Source organism: Pseudoalteromonas sp. P1-13-1a (assembly GCF_001401875.1).
Taxonomy (GTDB): Bacteria; Pseudomonadota; Gammaproteobacteria; order Enterobacterales; family Alteromonadaceae; genus Pseudoalteromonas.
The window spans coordinates 105922-120771 of the sequence record NZ_LKDV01000007.1; the positions used below are offsets into that span (position 1 = coordinate 105922).

Sequence of the window (14850 nt, forward strand, 5' to 3'; positions counted from 1 at the left end):
ATTCAATAGGCCTCTTTTCAAGGGGCGCTAAGTTTACGGTTTTTTTAGGAAAAATCAAAGGCTATAAATTGAACAAAAGTGACTTTTTTTTGCCCTTTTCGTATTGACTTTTGATAACCGCATGACAAGCGGGTTGATTTGTTTGAAATTTAAGCAAAAAATAATTTTGCCAAATGATGCGGGCTAATTTTTTAACTGTAAAAAAATAGTAAAGCCTGTTAAATACAGGCTTTACATGCAAGTTTTGAGTTAAAACTCTAAATTTATAAATGTATGAGGCTAGCTATTTTTTGTACCGCTTACACGGGTCCAATCACCCTCTAGTGCAATATCATCAAGCTTAATAAACGGTGCGTAAATATCGGCAACGGATTGAGCTTGTTCTTCTAATATGCCCGACATAGCAATTTTGCCACCAGGCTTTAGTAAACCCAAAATTACACTGTGAAGCTCACGCAGCGGCTGCGCTAAAATATTAGCTACTACAATATCAGCACTAAACTCAGGCTGGTTTTCTGGCAGGTATACCTCAAGCTTATCGGCTACGCCATTACGTTGTGCGTTATCTAAGCTTGCTTCAAGCGCTTGCGGGTCGATATCAATACCTATCATGCGCTCTGCACCAAGTTTGATGGCTGCAATGCCTAAGATTCCCGATCCACACCCAAAATCAACCACTGTTTTACCGCTTAAATCTTGGCTTTCTAGCCATTTTAGGCATAGTGCTGTTGTTGCATGTGTACCCGTACCAAACGCAAGGCCTGGGTCGAGCAATACATTGACTGCATCTGGGTCTGGAATTTCGCGCCAGCTTGGGCATATCCACAGTTTTTCACCGAACTGGATGGGGTGAAAGTTATCCATCCACTCACGCTCCCAGTCTTTATCTTCAAGTTGCTCAATTTTGTATACTAGCGTGTCTTTAATTTCATCATGACGTTTAAGTAGTGCAATTACGCTGTTCATATCATGATTGGCTTCAAAAAGACCAATTACAGTGGTATCGGCCCAAAACTCAACGGTGCCAATTTTAGGCTCATAAATAGGTGTATCTTTAGCGTCAATAAAAGTAACAGAGGCACTGCCTGCTTCCATTAATAAGTCACTCACTGCATCTGCGGTTGCAGCATTGGCATTGATACGGATTTGGATCCAAGCCATGGTTGTTTCCTTTAAATAGAAAAAAGGCCGCTACAGCGGCCTTTTTAGTTTATAAGAAGCGCTAAATTATTTAGCGTCTAAAAAGCTTTTTAGTAAGTCTGAGCGAGAAGGGTGGCGTAATTTACGCAGTGCTTTCGCTTCTATTTGACGAATACGCTCACGGGTTACGTCAAACTGTTTACCTACTTCTTCTAAGGTGTGGTCGGTATTCATATCAATACCAAAACGCATACGTAATACTTTAGCTTCACGTGCTGTTAAGCCCGCTAACACATCGTTTGTCGCGCCACGAAGAGACTCCATTGTTGCCGAGTCGATAGGCGAATCAATAGTAGTATCTTCGATAAAGTCACCTAAGTGCGAATCTTCATCATCACCGATTGGGGTTTCCATTGAAATTGGCTCTTTGGCAATTTTAAGTACCTTACGGATTTTATCCTCAGGCATCATCATGCGTTCTGCTAATTCTTCTGGATTTGGCTCACGACCCATTTCTTGTAACATTTGACGAGAAATACGGTTAAGTTTATTAATCGTTTCTATCATATGTACCGGAATACGGATTGTTCTTGCTTGGTCAGCAATTGAGCGAGTAATCGCTTGGCGAATCCACCACGTAGCGTAAGTTGAGAACTTATAACCACGGCGGTATTCAAACTTATCTACCGCTTTCATCAAGCCAATGTTACCTTCTTGGATTAGATCTAAGAATTGTAAACCACGGTTTGTGTATTTTTTAGCAATTGAGATTACAAGACGTAAGTTAGCTTCAACCATCTCTTTTTTCGCACGGCGCGCTTTTGCTTCACCAATGCTCATACGACGGTTTATGTCTTTAATACGCTCAATGCTTAAGCCTGTGCTTTCTTCAATAACACATAGCTTTTGAATGCAACGAATAATTTCAGGCTTCACTTGCTCAAGTTTAGCTGAGTGTTTTTCGTTAGCAGCAATTTCTAGGTCTAGCCATGCTGTGTCTGTCTCGTTATTAGCAAAATGCTTAATAAACGTTTTCTTAGGTAGCTTAGCTATTTGTACAGCTTGTTTCATGATAAGACGTTCTTGAACACGCACTCTGTCCATCATTTCTCGCATGTTATTTACCATGCGATCAAACTGTTTTGGTACTAATTTAAAGGTTCTGAAAAGCTCGCCAATCTCAAAAATAGCGGCTTGAGAATCTGGGTGCGAACGCCCTTTTTCATCAAATGTAGTACGAGCCTTAATGTATAAATCACGTAAGTTTTCAAAGTGAACACGGGCTTCCTCTGGATCAGGGCCTGTATCTACTTCTTCTTCGTCTTCATCATCATCGCTGTCTTTGTCATCTTCATCATCGTCTTCATCAAGTTGCTCTTCACTTAATTCAGAACCAATGTGTGTCGCAGAGATTTGTGCTTCGTCTTCGTTAGGATCGAAAAAGCCAGAAATAATGTCGCTTAGGCGCATTTCTTCTGCTTCGAACTTATCCCACTGCTCGAGTAGGTAAGTGATTGCTTCTGGGTATTCGGCAACAGAAATTTGTACCTGGTTGATACCTTCTTCAATGCGTTTAGCGATTACAATTTCGCCTTCACGAGTAAGGAGTTCCACAGTACCCATTTCACGCATGTACATGCGCACTGGGTCAGTAGTACGGCCAATTTCTTTTTCTACAGTTGCAAGGGCTGCAGCAGCAGCTTCTGCTGCGTCTTCGTCTGTCGTGGTTTCTTGCATCATTAATTCATCAGCATCAGGCGCATTTTCGCTAACCTTAATACCCATGTCATTAATCATGCTAATGATATCTTCTACTTGATCTGAGTCGATTATGTCTTGTGGAAGGTGATCATTTACTTCAGCAAAAGTTAAGTAGCCTTGCTCTTTACCTTTTTGAATCAGAAGTTTTAATTGTGACTGAGGAGTTGGATCCATAGAGATTGTTTCTTCCACTCTGATAAGTTGATACAACAGGCGTCATCATAGAATTAGCCTTTAACTAACTTTAATAATGTGACGCAGTGAATAGCACAGTATAACAGTTTAAATCAAGTCTGACTAGCCGTTACTCGCTTTTAGCGCTGTCATAAGTAAATGACATTCGAGTTTTTCATCACTTGATAAGCCCTGTGTCTTGTCCTTTATTAATAGGGTCTCTAGTCGATAATTTAAACACTGATCTTCAATAAATTTAAAAGTATTTTGAAAAACAGTCTCTAAACGCTCATCACTAATTTGGTGCTGCCATGTGGCAAGCTTTACTAGCGGTTCGTAATCCTCGGAATCTCTAAATGATTCGAGTAAAACTGCTGTGTTTGCATTATCTTTTTGCAGTGCGCGCTCTTGTAAGCGCAGTAGCAAACCTATGCCGGCTATGTTCATTTGAGCAAGCTCTGGTAAGTAAGGCACACTTTTAGCTAACTGTGGGTGCTGAATTAAAATACCAATAGCCTGTCGCATAGGGGTAATTTTAAATTTACGCTCAACCGCTTGTTGCTGTTTAGGGGTTTTTAATCGGCTGTTTAATTGCTCACGCGTACGGCCAATTAAACGACCTAACTGCTCTAAAATATTCTCTTGGTAAAATTCACTCGGAATTTTTTCAATTAACGGCAATGCAGCACTCAATAATTTAGCTTTCCCAGAGTCGAGTGTTAGGTCTACTTCTTGGCTAAGTTTATTAAACAGCACTTTAGTGAAGTCATCTGCTTGGCTTAAGCGTTGCTCAAACTGTGTTTTACCTTCTTGTTGTACTAGTGAATCTGGGTCTTCGCCATCGGGTAAAAATACAAAATGCAGGGCTTTGCCATCGTTTAAATAGGGCAAGGCGTTTTCAAGTGCTCGCCAAGCTGCATCGCGGCCCGCTCGGTCACCATCGTAACAACAAATAACCTTGTCGGTGGTCCTAAATAGCGTATGCATATGCTCGCTTGTCGTAGCTGTACCAAGAGCTGCCACTGCGTATTCTATTCCTTGCTCAGCAAGCGCAACTACATCCATGTAACCTTCTACAATGAGTACATGTTCAAGTTTTTTATGCGCCTGTTTTGCCTCATAAAGACCATAGAGCTCAAAACCCTTATGAAAAATACGGGTCTCTGGTGAGTTTAGGTATTTTGGCCCTTGGTCGGCTTGCATAACACGCCCACCAAAGGCGATAACACGGCCACGTTTATCACGAATAGGAAACATTAAACGGTCGCGGAAAAAATCAAACTGCCTGCCTGGTGTCTTTTCAGAGGCAAGCTTAAGCTCAACTAATTGCTCTTTTTGTTCTTTTGTTCGGCCAAGTTGCTGGCAAAGCGCTTCCCATTCGCTCGGCGCATAACCAATCATAAACTTTTTAACTGTTTCGCCGCTTAAACCACGTCCTTTTACGTAATCAATTACCGTAGCAGAGTTGCTATGGTGCTTTAATTGGTGCTGGTAAAAGCGTGCTGCGTGTAACATTAAATCGTAGTCTGAGCGTTTTTGTGCTGCCGTGCGCTCTGGGGCTGAGCTGTTGCCATTCTCTCGAGGCACATCTAAATTTAAAAGGCTAGCGAGCTCTTCTATGGCATCAACAAACTCAAGCTTGTCGTACTCCATAACAAACGAAATAGCATTGCCATTAGCACCACAGCCAAAGCAGTGGTAAAACTGTTTATCTTGAGAAACAGTAAACGAGGGAGACTTCTCGTTATGGAAAGGGCAGCAAGCTTGGTAGTCTTTGCCTGCTTTTTTAAGACCAACCTTAGAGTCTATTAGCTCTACAATATCTGTTCTGGCGAGTAAATCGTCAATAAAATTTCGTGGGATCTTTCCAGCCATGTTTTGTAAGTAGTCCTAACAATTGGTGAGGTGTAATTTCAACACAATGCGTGCATTTATAAAAGAGGTATAGTGTGTTTAAAGTATTGCTCACTCTAAAATGAGTGCTAGCTCTATAAACGAAGAAACCGAGCACAGGGCTCGGTTTACTTGAATCATACTTTATGTATGTGGGGGTATTAGGCTGTTAATCGTTGCTTAATTAAACCAGAAAGCTTGCCCATATCGGCACGTCCTTCGGCTTTGCTTTTGATTATGCCCATTACTTTACCCATGTCTTGCATACCTGCTGCATTAGTATCAGCAATAGCCGCATCAATAAGGGCAACAATTTCTTCTTCACTCAGTTGTTGAGGTAAAAAAGTTTCTAGTGCTGCGATCTCATTGGCTTCAATTTCGGCTAAATCTTCACGCCCAGCACCTTTGTACTGAGTGTAAGAGTCACGACGTTGTTTAACAAGCTTCACTATAACGGAGGTAATACCTGCGTCGTCGAGTGTTATTTGCTCGTCAATTTCACGTTGCTTAATTGCGGCAAGCACCATGCGAATAGGGTTAAGACGTTGTTTGTCTTTTGCTCTCATCGCATCTTTTTGCGCATCTTTTAGCGTTATTAAAAGGCTCATTTATACAAGACCAAATACGATTAGTATAATTTAACGCGACGTGCGTTATCGCGAGAAAGCTTCTTCATGTGACGCTTAACCGCTGCAGCTTTTTTACGCTTACGCTCAGCTGTTGGCTTTTCATAGTGCTCGCGACGACGAACTTCTGAAAGGATACCTGCTTTTTCACATGAACGCTTGAAGCGACGAAGTGCTACGTCAAACGGTTCGTTCTCTCTTACTTTAATTACTGGCATTAAAAATTCACCTACCTAAATTATGAGCGTTGCTCAAGTTGATCAAACATTGATCAAGTGGTTCAAAAATGGTGCGGTATTGTAATCCGAAGCAGCACCATATGTAAAGGATAATATTAACAGAAATGCAGCGGCTTAAATACTGTTAATTTGACTGGCGTTGGTATAACCGGCAGAACACTTGCCCAGATTTTTTTTCTTTGATTAACAACCAGTTATTTGGGGGTGAAAAGTTGCTTAGCTCTATTTCTACCTCAACATAAATAAGTGCATCTTGACTAAGCCATTGGTTATTTTCTAATAAATCACAGCTACTTTGCGCTAAATTTTTACGAAATGGTGGGTCAACAAAAACTAAATCGAATGGTTGATTTATGTTCTTTTGCGCTAAATATGAGAGCGAGTTGGTTTGTACTACCTGAGCGTTGTTAAGGTCTAATGTGCAAATGTTTTGTTCAAGTTGCTTCGCAGCTAATGCGTCTAATTCGATAAAAGTCGTGTTTTTAGCAAATCGAGACAATGCTTCAAAGCCTAATCCGCCTGAGCCTGCAAAGCAGTCTAACACAGTTGCATCGCGTGTATCTTGCATTAACCAATTAAACACGGTTTCTTTAATACGGTCTGTTGTTGGGCGAAGCCCTTCTACATTTTTTACCGGTAGTTTACGGCCACGAAACTGCCCGCTAATTACTCTAATAAAGCCGTCAGTAGATTTGCTAATTGCTTTATTTTTCGCTGCTTTTTTTCTCATTTAGGTCACTAAAAAATGGTATATGGGATCTAGCTCAGATAATATTGTACGTAGTTTACGTTTAGCTTCATTTTTCAACCGCATTAAAAGTGTTACTATTTAGCACTTACGTTTTGAACGGTTGATTGGCCGGCACGTGTTGCTGAGCCACACCAAGCTATTTCAAATTTTAGTTTATCAGATTTTTATAAGTGGTTATTAGCAAGTATGGCAAAAAAAAGTAAATTCATGTCTTGGCTCGGTTTTGGTAAGTCAGATAAAAAACAAGCAGAAGCTGATAAACAACAGGCATTAGCTCAGCAACAAGAAGCTGAGCGCTTAGCGGCAGAAAAGGCCGAGGCAGAGCGTGAAGAACAAGCGCGTATCGCTGCTGAAAAAGCCCAAGAAGAGCGTTTGGCTATTGAAAAAGCGAACGCTGAGTTGCTTGCAAAAGAGCAAGCTGAGGCACAGGCGCAACAACAAGCACACGCTGCACGTTTAGCAGAGCAAGAAGCGCAAATGCGCTTAGAGCAAGAGCGTGTAGCTGCTCTAAGCGCAGAGCAGCAACGTCTAAACCAAGAGCGCGAGCAAGCTGAGCAAGATGAAAAATTAGCAATTGAAAAAGCCAACGCTGAGTTACTTGCCAAAGAGCAAGCTGAAGCACAGGCGCAACAACAAGCCCAAGAAGCTCGTTTAGCAGAGCAAGAAGCGCAAATGCGTTTAGAGCAAGAACGTATAGCTGCAGAGCAGGTAGAAGCTGAACGCCTAGAACAACAGCGTATTGCACAAGAACAGGCAGAAGCTAAACGTGCAGAGCAAGAACGTATTGCAGCAGAACAAGCAGAAGCTGAGCGCTTAGAGCAAGCGCGTATAGCTGCAGAGGCCGAAGCTGAGCGTTTAGAGCAAGAACGTATTGCAGCAGAGCAAGCAGAGGCTGAGCGCTTAGAGCAAGCGCGTATAGATGCAGAGGCCGAAGCTGAACGTTTAGAGCAACAGCGTATTGCACAAGAACAAGCAGAGGCTGAGCGTTTAGAGCAAGCGCGTATTGCTGCAGAGGCCGAAGCTGAGCGCTTAGAGCAAGAACGTATTACGGCAGAGCTTGCAAAAGAAGAGGCTAAACTTGCTGAAAAGCCTAAAAAAGAGGGCTTTTTTTCACGTCTTAAAAAAGGGCTATTAAAAACCCGTGTAAATATAGGCTCTGGCTTTGCCTCTATTTTTAGTGGTAAAAAAATAGATGATGATCTATTTGAAGATCTAGAAACACAGCTTCTTACCGCCGACTTAGGTGTTGATACCACCATGAAGCTGATTGATAGCCTAACTGATGCCGCCGATCGAAAACAGCTTAAAGATGGCGATGCGCTTTATGAGCTTATGAAGCAAGAAATGGCCACCATGCTTAAAACAGCAGAGCAACCGCTTGTTGTAAACACAGATAAAAAACCATTTGTTATATTAATGGTAGGGGTAAACGGCGTAGGTAAAACAACCACTATTGGTAAGTTGGCTAAGCAGTTTCAAAATGAAGGTAAGTCAGTTATGTTGGCCGCAGGTGATACGTTCCGTGCAGCAGCAGTAGAGCAGCTGCAAGTGTGGGGAGAGCGTAACAGCATTCCTGTGATTGCCCAGCATACTGGCGCAGATAGTGCTTCAGTAGTGTTTGACGCATTTCAAGCCGCTAAAGCACGCAATGTTGATGTGTTAATCGCTGATACAGCAGGGCGGTTGCAAAATAAAGATAACCTTATGCAAGAGCTTGAAAAAATAGCCCGCGTAATGAAGAAAATTGACCCTGATGCGCCGCATGAAGTTATGCTAACTATTGATGCTGGTACAGGTCAAAATGCAATCAGCCAAGTCAACCTATTTAATCAGTGTGTTGGTTTAACCGGTATTACCCTTTCAAAACTTGATGGTACAGCTAAAGGTGGGGTTATATTTGCTGTTGCAGACAAGTTTAATATTCCTATTCGTTACATTGGTGTGGGTGAAGGTATTGATGATTTGCGCGCATTTAAAAGCGATGACTTTATTGATGCTTTATTTAGCCAAGATGAGGACGACGTTTAATAAATAAAAGGGAGCTTACTCCCTTTTTAATTGCAAGGAATTCCATTTTACAAATTTGGGACTGGCATAATAAAAATGATAAATTTTCAGCAAGTAAGTAAAACCTATCCGGGGGGACATCGTGCTCTCGAAAAAGTTACATTTCATATTAAGCCTGGCGAACTGGCCTTTTTAACAGGTCACAGTGGTGCGGGTAAAAGCACCTTATTAAAGCTCATTAGCTTGATGGAACGCCCTTCTGCTGGAAGCGTTTCAATTAACGGTGTTGATTTAAATAAAGTAAATTCTCGGCAAATTCCTTATGCGCGCCGCGATATTGGAATTATTTTTCAAAATCATCGTTTGTTAGAACGCTACACCGTTTTTGATAACGTTGCATTGCCGTTGATCATTGAAGGTACACACCATAAGTATATTGCTAAGCGGGTACATGGGGCGTTAGATAAAGTCGGGCTATTAGATAAAGTGAAATGCCATCCTTCTACGCTCTCAGGTGGTGAGCAGCAGCGGGTAGGTATTGCCAGGGCGATTGTAAATTCTCCGCCTATTTTATTAGCTGACGAACCAACGGGTAACCTTGACCCAGAATTATCTATGGAAATATTAAGGCTGTTTGAAGATTTTAATAAACACGGTACCACCGTACTTATAGCAACGCACGATCTTGGTCTTGTTTCTCGTTTGAAATACCGTAGCCTGACTTTAAAAGATGGCCGTATGCTTGAAGACCCACTTGCGGAGGTAGCACTGTGAGCTTGTTATTTAAAGGGCGACAAAACTCCAACGATAAACAAAAAAAATCAGCGATTGCAGGCGGTTATTTTTTTATTATTAATATTTTTCGCCAAGGCGTACACAGTTTAGGTGAAATGTGGCGTACACCACTTGCATCATTAATGACAATTGCTGTACTTGGCCTAAGTTTAACATTACCTGCAACCCTGTATTTAGTTGTAAAAAATGTACAGCAAGTCAGTAGCGGGTTTGAAGAAGCTAGCGAAATATCACTTTTTGTAAAAGAAAGCATGAGTGAGCAAGAAACACAAACCTTAGTAAAGCGTTTAGCACTTTACGCCGAGGTGGACAGTGTTGAATTTATTTCTAAGCAACAAGCGCTAACTGAATTTAAAGACGTGTCGGGGTTTGGGCAAGCTTTAGAATACCTAGATAGCAATCCACTTCCCGATGTTGTATTGGTTACACCTACTAAACGACATCGCCAGCCCAATGCAGCTAAAGCACTGCTTACAAAACTTGAAAACGAGCGAGAGGTAGATTTTGGTAAGCTTGATATTGCATGGCTTGAACGCCTGAATGCTTTGTTAGACTTATTGAAAGAAAGTGTTATAACAATTGCGCTGTTACTTCTTACCTCTGTCACCCTTATAATTGGTAACACGATTCGTTTATCTATTATGGATAAAAAAGAAGAAATACAGGTAATGAAGTTGGTAGGGGCTACCAATACGTTTATACATGCCCCATTTTTATGGACGGGTATTTGGTATGGTGTAATAGGTGGTTTATTTGCCTTTATTTGTATTGCCCTAATGATGTGGTGGTTAACAAGTGCTGTAAGTAGTGTTGCTGGCGTGTATCAAACAAGTTTTTCGTTAATTGGGTTAACACTTAATGAGTTTGGAGCATTGGTATTATTAGCAACCAGCTTAGGCTTTGTCGGTTCTTATTTATCAGTTAACCGGTATATTAAAGAGATTGAGCCAGACAAAGTATAACAACGCCTGCTAATGGCTGACTCAAAATTGTCATTTTTGTATATTATTATCCTTAAAAGAGATTAGTTGTAAATGTGCTGTTATGTTTACGCTAATCTCTGCAATCCCTTAGTTCATCACTTATTCAGTCGCATGTAGTAGACTTAACATACACTAAAAAACCGCTTGATTTACGCTTAAAAAAAGTTTTAAATTGGGGTTAGCACTCTTAGAGAAAGAGTGCTAAGATGGTTTCAAATGTTTATCACCGAGGTGAAAAATGAGTAAAGATTTATACGCAATGGCACTTACAGTTGGGCAACAAAGCGCAAGTATGGACGGCTACCTTCAAGCGGTTAGTACTATTCCTATGCTTAAAGCTGAGCAAGAGAAAGAGCTAGCAACACGACTTCAAGAAGAAGGCGATCTTAGTGCTGCAAAGCAACTCATTATGTCGCATTTACGCTTTGTAGCACATATTGCTAAAAGCTACTCGGGTTATGGTTTACCACAAGCAGACTTGATCCAAGAGGGCAACATAGGCCTGATGAAAGCGGTTAAGCGTTTCAACCCTAGTGTGGGCGTACGTTTAGTGTCGTTTGCTGTTCATTGGATTAAAGCAGAGATTCATGAGTTTGTGCTTAAAAATTGGCGCATCGTAAAAGTAGCGACCACTAAAGCGCAACGTAAATTGTTTTTCAATCTTCGTAAAAACAAAAAACGTTTAGGTTGGTTTAACCAAGCTGAAGTAAGCACTGTAGCCAATGAGCTAGGTGTGAGTGAAAAAGAAGTTCGTGAAATGGAATCGCGCATGAGCGGCCAAGACATGGGCTTTGACTTAACGGGCGACGACAACGATGACGCGCCTACAAGCACGTATTCACCAGTGCAATACTTAACAGATGGTTCAACTGATTTAGCTGACGATATTGAGCAGCAACAATGGCAAGAGCAATCTCATACACGCTTGTTCAGCGCGCTTAAAACGCTAGATGAACGCTCGCAAGACATTGTTAGTGCACGCTGGTTGTCTGATGACAAGGCAACACTACAAGAACTTGCTGAAAAATACAGTGTGTCAGCTGAACGTGTTCGCCAGCTTGAAAAAACAGCAATGAAAAAGCTGCAAAGTGCTATGAGCTAATAGCGTAAAAATAGTAAATTTTAAAAAGCCCTGCATTATCTGCGGGGCTTTTGCTTTGTGGCTGTAAGTATTTCAATCAATTTTATTGTTTTATCAGCTTGGTTGTATGGCTTAAATATATTTAAAATACCACCCACAGCTACCTGGCGTTAATCCCTTTACCTTGGGCTAATTGAATATACTTTTTGTGTACTAACTGCGATACCGGCACTAACTCAAAACCCTGCTGAGTGAGCTTAGGCAGGGCTTGACGTAAAAAGTCGATGGTTTCAGGGTACGGATGAGCAATGGCAATAGCAAAGTGGTGCTTTGTTGCTTTGTGTTTTAGTTCATCCAATCTCAGCTGTAGCTGGTCATGCGTTGTTATATTGTCTAAAAACACATGGCGGCCAATATTTTCAACCCCGATAAAATTTGCTGCATTTTGTGCCTGACTTAGGTCGGTAGTGCGGCTATCTAAAAAGAATAAATTACGTTTTTTTAGTACTTCCATAGTCCACTTCATGGCTTGGCTGTGCTGAGTTAGCGCCGAACCCATATGATTATTGACCCCTTTTACTTGGGGTAGGCTGGCTAGTGCCGTGCCTAAGGTTTTTTGTAGCTGTTCTTTATCCATATTAACTGTAAGCCCGCCAGGGCCGAGTGCTTTACCGTTTAAGGCTTGCATGGGTACATGTAATAACAGCTCTTTATTTGCTTGGCTAGCATGGCTTGCAAAAATTTGAGAGTAGGGGGTGTGGGGCAAAATTGAATATGACAATTGCCCAGGTAAGGTAAGAAATTCTAAATCTCGCTGATGATAGCCAATATCATCAATTACGATGGCTATTTGCTTTGCCCAAGCAGTGCTAGATATAAAGCAGGTAGCCAACAGCAGCCATTTTATTATTTTCACGTTTATAGTTTTTATTATCTTTTTAGTTTATTGAGATTTACTATTGCATACTAAGTAATTGTTTAGCTTTTACTAACTGCAAGTCGCCCAGTATTTCATGTTCAAACTGTGGTGCATTTTTGTTCTGTTTATTTTTTATTATAACGGCTTTATTTGATTGTGGAAGGGTTGCTTGCGCAATTGCTACATCTGGCGTGACTCCCACGCCTTCAATTGATATGCCCGCAGGTGTAAAGTATTTGGCGGTTGTTAATTTTAGTGCCGTGTTGCCATCACCAAGTGGTATTAAGGATTGCACTGAGCCTTTGCCATAAGACTGATTACCAACCACTTTAGCGCGCTTGTTGTCTTTTAAAGCTGCAGCAAGTATCTCAGCAGCAGACGCTGAGTTTTCATTAATAAGTACCACAATAGGTATACCTTTGAGTATGTCGCCCCGTTTAGCGTAGTAAGCTTGGTTAGCATCATAATAACGCCCTTTAGTGGTGACTATAGTGCCGCTTTGTAAAAATAAATCCGCTACTGCCACTGCGCTTTGTAAAGTACCACCGGGGTTGTCGCGTAGATCAATCACTAACCCTTTAAGTGGTGTGCGATAATCATTTTTAAGTGCAGCTACCTGTAGCGCCACTTCGTGTAAGGTGTGATTAGAAAAGTTATTAATAGCTAAATAACCAGTGCCCGAATCGAGTAATTGGCTAGAGGCGCTTTCTAAATTTATTTCTCTGCGGTCGACTGTAAAGCTTAGCGTTTTTTTGTACTGCGCACGCTTTATAGTTAGTTTAACAGTACTGAAACTATCATCTTTTATGAGCGAAGCCACTTGCTCTAAACTGCGTGTTAGTGTGCTTGTACCATTTACATTAACTATAATATCACCTGCTAAAATACCCGCTTTTTTGGCTGGGGAGTTTTTAACCACCCCCACAACAGTAATGTTATCATCAACCTCTTTTACTTCTATGCCCACGCCGGTGTATTGACCATTTGTATTGTTAAATAAGGCGTCTAAGTCATTTTCATTAAGGTATTTGGAGTAAGGGTCCAGCTGGTTTAATAACATCTCTACCTGTTGATTATTGAAGGCATCCTCTGCACTTTTTGTAAGCGATAGGTCATCAACATAATAGGCTTTAATATTAAAGAGTATTTCAGAAATTTGCTGGCTTTTGAGGTCTTTAACTGAGCCAGCAAGTAACGGATTGCTAAAGCAAAAAAAAGCAATAAAGGCAAGTGAACACAGTAAAAACGAATAGCGCGTACAAGAAGCGGGAAATAATCGGATTTGTAGTATTTTATGAGTCATCAGCTGCTCCTAATGCGGTGCAGCTGCTTTATTCACTTAAATACGTCTGCACCATTTAACAGGATTTACTGCGCGTCCTTTGTGGCGTATTTCAAAGTATAGACCAGAACTCGACTGCCCGCCGCTTTGACCCACTAAAGCGAGTGTTTCGCCTTCGCGGACCATATCGCCTACATCCTTTAGTAAAGTTTGTGCATGGCCATACAGGCTCATAAAGCCTTCGCCGTGATCAACCACAATTACCCAGCCAAAACCTTTTAGCCAATCAGCAAATACAACTTGGCCATTGTTAATACTGTTGACATTGGTGCCTTCTTTGGCGCCGATTAATACGCCTTTCCAGTCTATACCGCCATGTTTACGTTGGCCAAAGGTGTGCTTTAGCTTTCCTTTGCTGGGCCAATTAAGCTTGCCCTTACTTTTATTAAGGCCAAGTAATTCAATTTTTTGGCTTTTTTCTTGCTCAAGCTCTTTGATAGTAGAGATTAAAGTTTGTTCGTTATCTTTTAAGTAATTAATCGAGCTTTTGGTGTTGTTGAGCTGTGCTTGTAGGTTTTTAAGATTAGTTTGGCGCTCGCTTTGGGCGTTTACTAGCGCATTTTGGCGCCTTCTTTGTTCTTCAAATAAAGCGGCTAACTTTTGTTTGGTTTTTTCAAGCGCAGCTTGGTTATCTGCAATGTGTTGTTGCAGTACTTTAAGCTCTTCAATTTGCTCTATACGTGCTTTATTTAAATAGTTGTAATAGCTTAAGGTACGCTCAAATTTAGCTGTGTCTTGCTGGTTTAACAGCATTTTGGGATAGTCGTCGCCCCCAGCCATGTAAGCACTTTTTAGTTGGGCAGCTAAAACGGCTTGAAATTTTGCCTGCTGGGATTTTAATTGCTGTGCTTTTTGTTGCTGTATTTGTTGTTTTTGCTCTGTCTCTTTTACCGATTGCTCAGCCATATTGAGGGCTTTGGCATTTTTAGCTATTTCTAGCTCGTGTTTTTTTAAGTTTTTTTGCAGTGCAGCAATTTTCTTTTGTTGTGCTTTAAATTCTGCTTGGCTTTGTTCTAAGGCAGATTGCACTTCGGATAGGTCTTTTTTAGTGCGGTTTTCGTTAGCGGATGCAGGTGCAACCACTAACGAAACCAATACCAAGGTATAAACACTAAACCAATTGACTGGCTTGTTCATGT

At 41.2% G+C, this 14850-nt stretch carries 13 protein-coding genes; 4 read left to right on the plus strand and 9 right to left on the minus strand.

Annotation, left to right across the window (positions count from 1 at the left end; genetic code table 11):
* Positions 1–279: 279 nt before the first annotated feature.
* From prmA to rsmD, 6 genes are all read right to left on the minus strand, one after another.
* Entirely contained in the window at positions 280–1161 is an 882-nt protein-coding gene (gene prmA, locus AN391_RS06965; RefSeq protein WP_055014726.1) for a 50S ribosomal protein L11 methyltransferase, read from the minus strand.
* 66 nt (positions 1162–1227) lie between these two features.
* Positions 1228–3075, minus strand: a complete 1848-nt coding sequence (gene rpoD, locus AN391_RS06970; RefSeq protein WP_055014727.1) for an RNA polymerase sigma factor RpoD — start codon at positions 3073–3075, stop codon at positions 1228–1230.
* Between the two features lie 123 nt (positions 3076–3198).
* Complete coding sequence (dnaG, locus tag AN391_RS06975; protein ID WP_055014728.1) at positions 3199–4950, minus strand: DNA primase; 1752 nt, start codon at positions 4948–4950, stop codon at positions 3199–3201.
* A gap of 179 nt (positions 4951–5129) precedes the next feature.
* Entirely contained in the window at positions 5130–5576 is a 447-nt protein-coding gene (locus AN391_RS06980) for a GatB/YqeY domain-containing protein (RefSeq protein ID WP_055014729.1), read from the minus strand.
* A 20-nt stretch (positions 5577–5596) separates the two neighbouring features.
* A complete protein-coding gene (gene rpsU / locus AN391_RS06985) occupies positions 5597–5812 on the minus strand; it encodes a 30S ribosomal protein S21 (RefSeq protein ID WP_002957797.1) in 216 nt (71 codons plus the stop codon).
* A 145-nt stretch (positions 5813–5957) separates the two neighbouring features.
* Positions 5958–6563 carry a 16S rRNA (guanine(966)-N(2))-methyltransferase RsmD gene (rsmD, locus tag AN391_RS06990; protein ID WP_055014730.1) on the minus strand — a complete coding sequence of 202 codons (606 nt, stop codon included), beginning with the start codon at positions 6561–6563 and terminating at the stop codon, positions 5958–5960.
* Between the two features lie 207 nt (positions 6564–6770).
* Between rsmD and ftsY the strand changes: the two genes are divergently transcribed.
* From ftsY to rpoH, 4 genes are all read left to right on the plus strand, one after another.
* Positions 6771–8612, plus strand: a complete 1842-nt coding sequence (gene ftsY, locus AN391_RS06995; RefSeq protein WP_082429303.1) for a signal recognition particle-docking protein FtsY — start codon at positions 6771–6773, stop codon at positions 8610–8612.
* A 75-nt stretch (positions 8613–8687) separates the two neighbouring features.
* Positions 8688–9365 (plus strand): cell division ATP-binding protein FtsE, encoded by a 678-nt coding sequence (gene ftsE / locus AN391_RS07000; RefSeq protein WP_055014731.1) that lies wholly within the window; start codon positions 8688–8690, stop codon positions 9363–9365.
* The gene (gene ftsX, locus AN391_RS07005; RefSeq protein WP_055014732.1) at positions 9362–10348 is read left to right on the plus strand and encodes a permease-like cell division protein FtsX; all 987 of its coding nucleotides are present in this window, start codon (positions 9362–9364) and stop codon (positions 10346–10348) included. The genes ftsE and ftsX overlap by 4 nt, the downstream gene beginning before the upstream one ends.
* A 259-nt stretch (positions 10349–10607) precedes the next feature.
* Positions 10608–11471 carry an RNA polymerase sigma factor RpoH gene (gene rpoH, locus AN391_RS07010; RefSeq protein WP_055014733.1) on the plus strand — a complete coding sequence of 288 codons (864 nt, stop codon included), beginning with the start codon at positions 10608–10610 and terminating at the stop codon, positions 11469–11471.
* Positions 11472–11610: 139 nt separating this feature from the next.
* Here the strand turns inward: rpoH and AN391_RS07015 are convergent, their stop codons facing one another.
* Genes AN391_RS07015 through AN391_RS07025 form a run of 3 tightly spaced genes read right to left on the minus strand, consistent with a single transcriptional unit; the run spans position 11611 to position 14848 of the window.
* Positions 11611–12366 (minus strand): divergent polysaccharide deacetylase family protein, encoded by a 756-nt coding sequence (locus AN391_RS07015; RefSeq protein ID WP_055014734.1) that lies wholly within the window; start codon positions 12364–12366, stop codon positions 11611–11613.
* Between the two features lie 40 nt (positions 12367–12406).
* Positions 12407–13672, minus strand: a complete 1266-nt coding sequence (locus AN391_RS07020; protein ID WP_055014735.1) for a S41 family peptidase — start codon at positions 13670–13672, stop codon at positions 12407–12409.
* Positions 13673–13708: 36 nt separating this feature from the next.
* Positions 13709–14848 (minus strand): murein hydrolase activator EnvC, encoded by a 1140-nt coding sequence (locus AN391_RS07025; RefSeq protein WP_055014736.1) that lies wholly within the window; start codon positions 14846–14848, stop codon positions 13709–13711.
* Between the last annotated feature and the right edge of the window lie 2 nt (positions 14849–14850).

Bases quoted from the DNA above. Each gene is read 5' to 3' on its own strand.
- prmA (WP_055014726.1), bottom strand. From the start codon at position 1,161: ATGGCTTGGATCCAAATCCGTATCAATGCCAATGCTGCAACCGCAGAT.
- rpoD (WP_055014727.1), bottom strand. From the start codon at position 3,075: ATGGATCCAACTCCTCAGTCACAATTAAAACTTCTGATTCAAAAAGGT.
- dnaG (WP_055014728.1), bottom strand. From the start codon at position 4,950: ATGGCTGGAAAGATCCCACGAAATTTTATTGACGATTTACTCGCCAGA.
- AN391_RS06980 (WP_055014729.1), bottom strand. From the start codon at position 5,576: ATGAGCCTTTTAATAACGCTAAAAGATGCGCAAAAAGATGCGATGAGA.
- rpsU (WP_002957797.1), bottom strand. From the start codon at position 5,812: ATGCCAGTAATTAAAGTAAGAGAGAACGAACCGTTTGACGTAGCACTT.
- rsmD (WP_055014730.1), bottom strand. From the start codon at position 6,563: ATGAGAAAAAAAGCAGCGAAAAATAAAGCAATTAGCAAATCTACTGAC.
- ftsY (WP_082429303.1), top strand. From the start codon at position 6,771: ATGGCAAAAAAAAGTAAATTCATGTCTTGGCTCGGTTTTGGTAAGTCA.
- ftsE (WP_055014731.1), top strand. From the start codon at position 8,688: ATGATAAATTTTCAGCAAGTAAGTAAAACCTATCCGGGGGGACATCGT.
- rpoH (WP_055014733.1), top strand. From the start codon at position 10,608: ATGAGTAAAGATTTATACGCAATGGCACTTACAGTTGGGCAACAAAGC.
- AN391_RS07020 (WP_055014735.1), bottom strand. From the start codon at position 13,672: ATGACTCATAAAATACTACAAATCCGATTATTTCCCGCTTCTTGTACG.
- AN391_RS07025 (WP_055014736.1), bottom strand. From the start codon at position 14,848: ATGAACAAGCCAGTCAATTGGTTTAGTGTTTATACCTTGGTATTGGTT.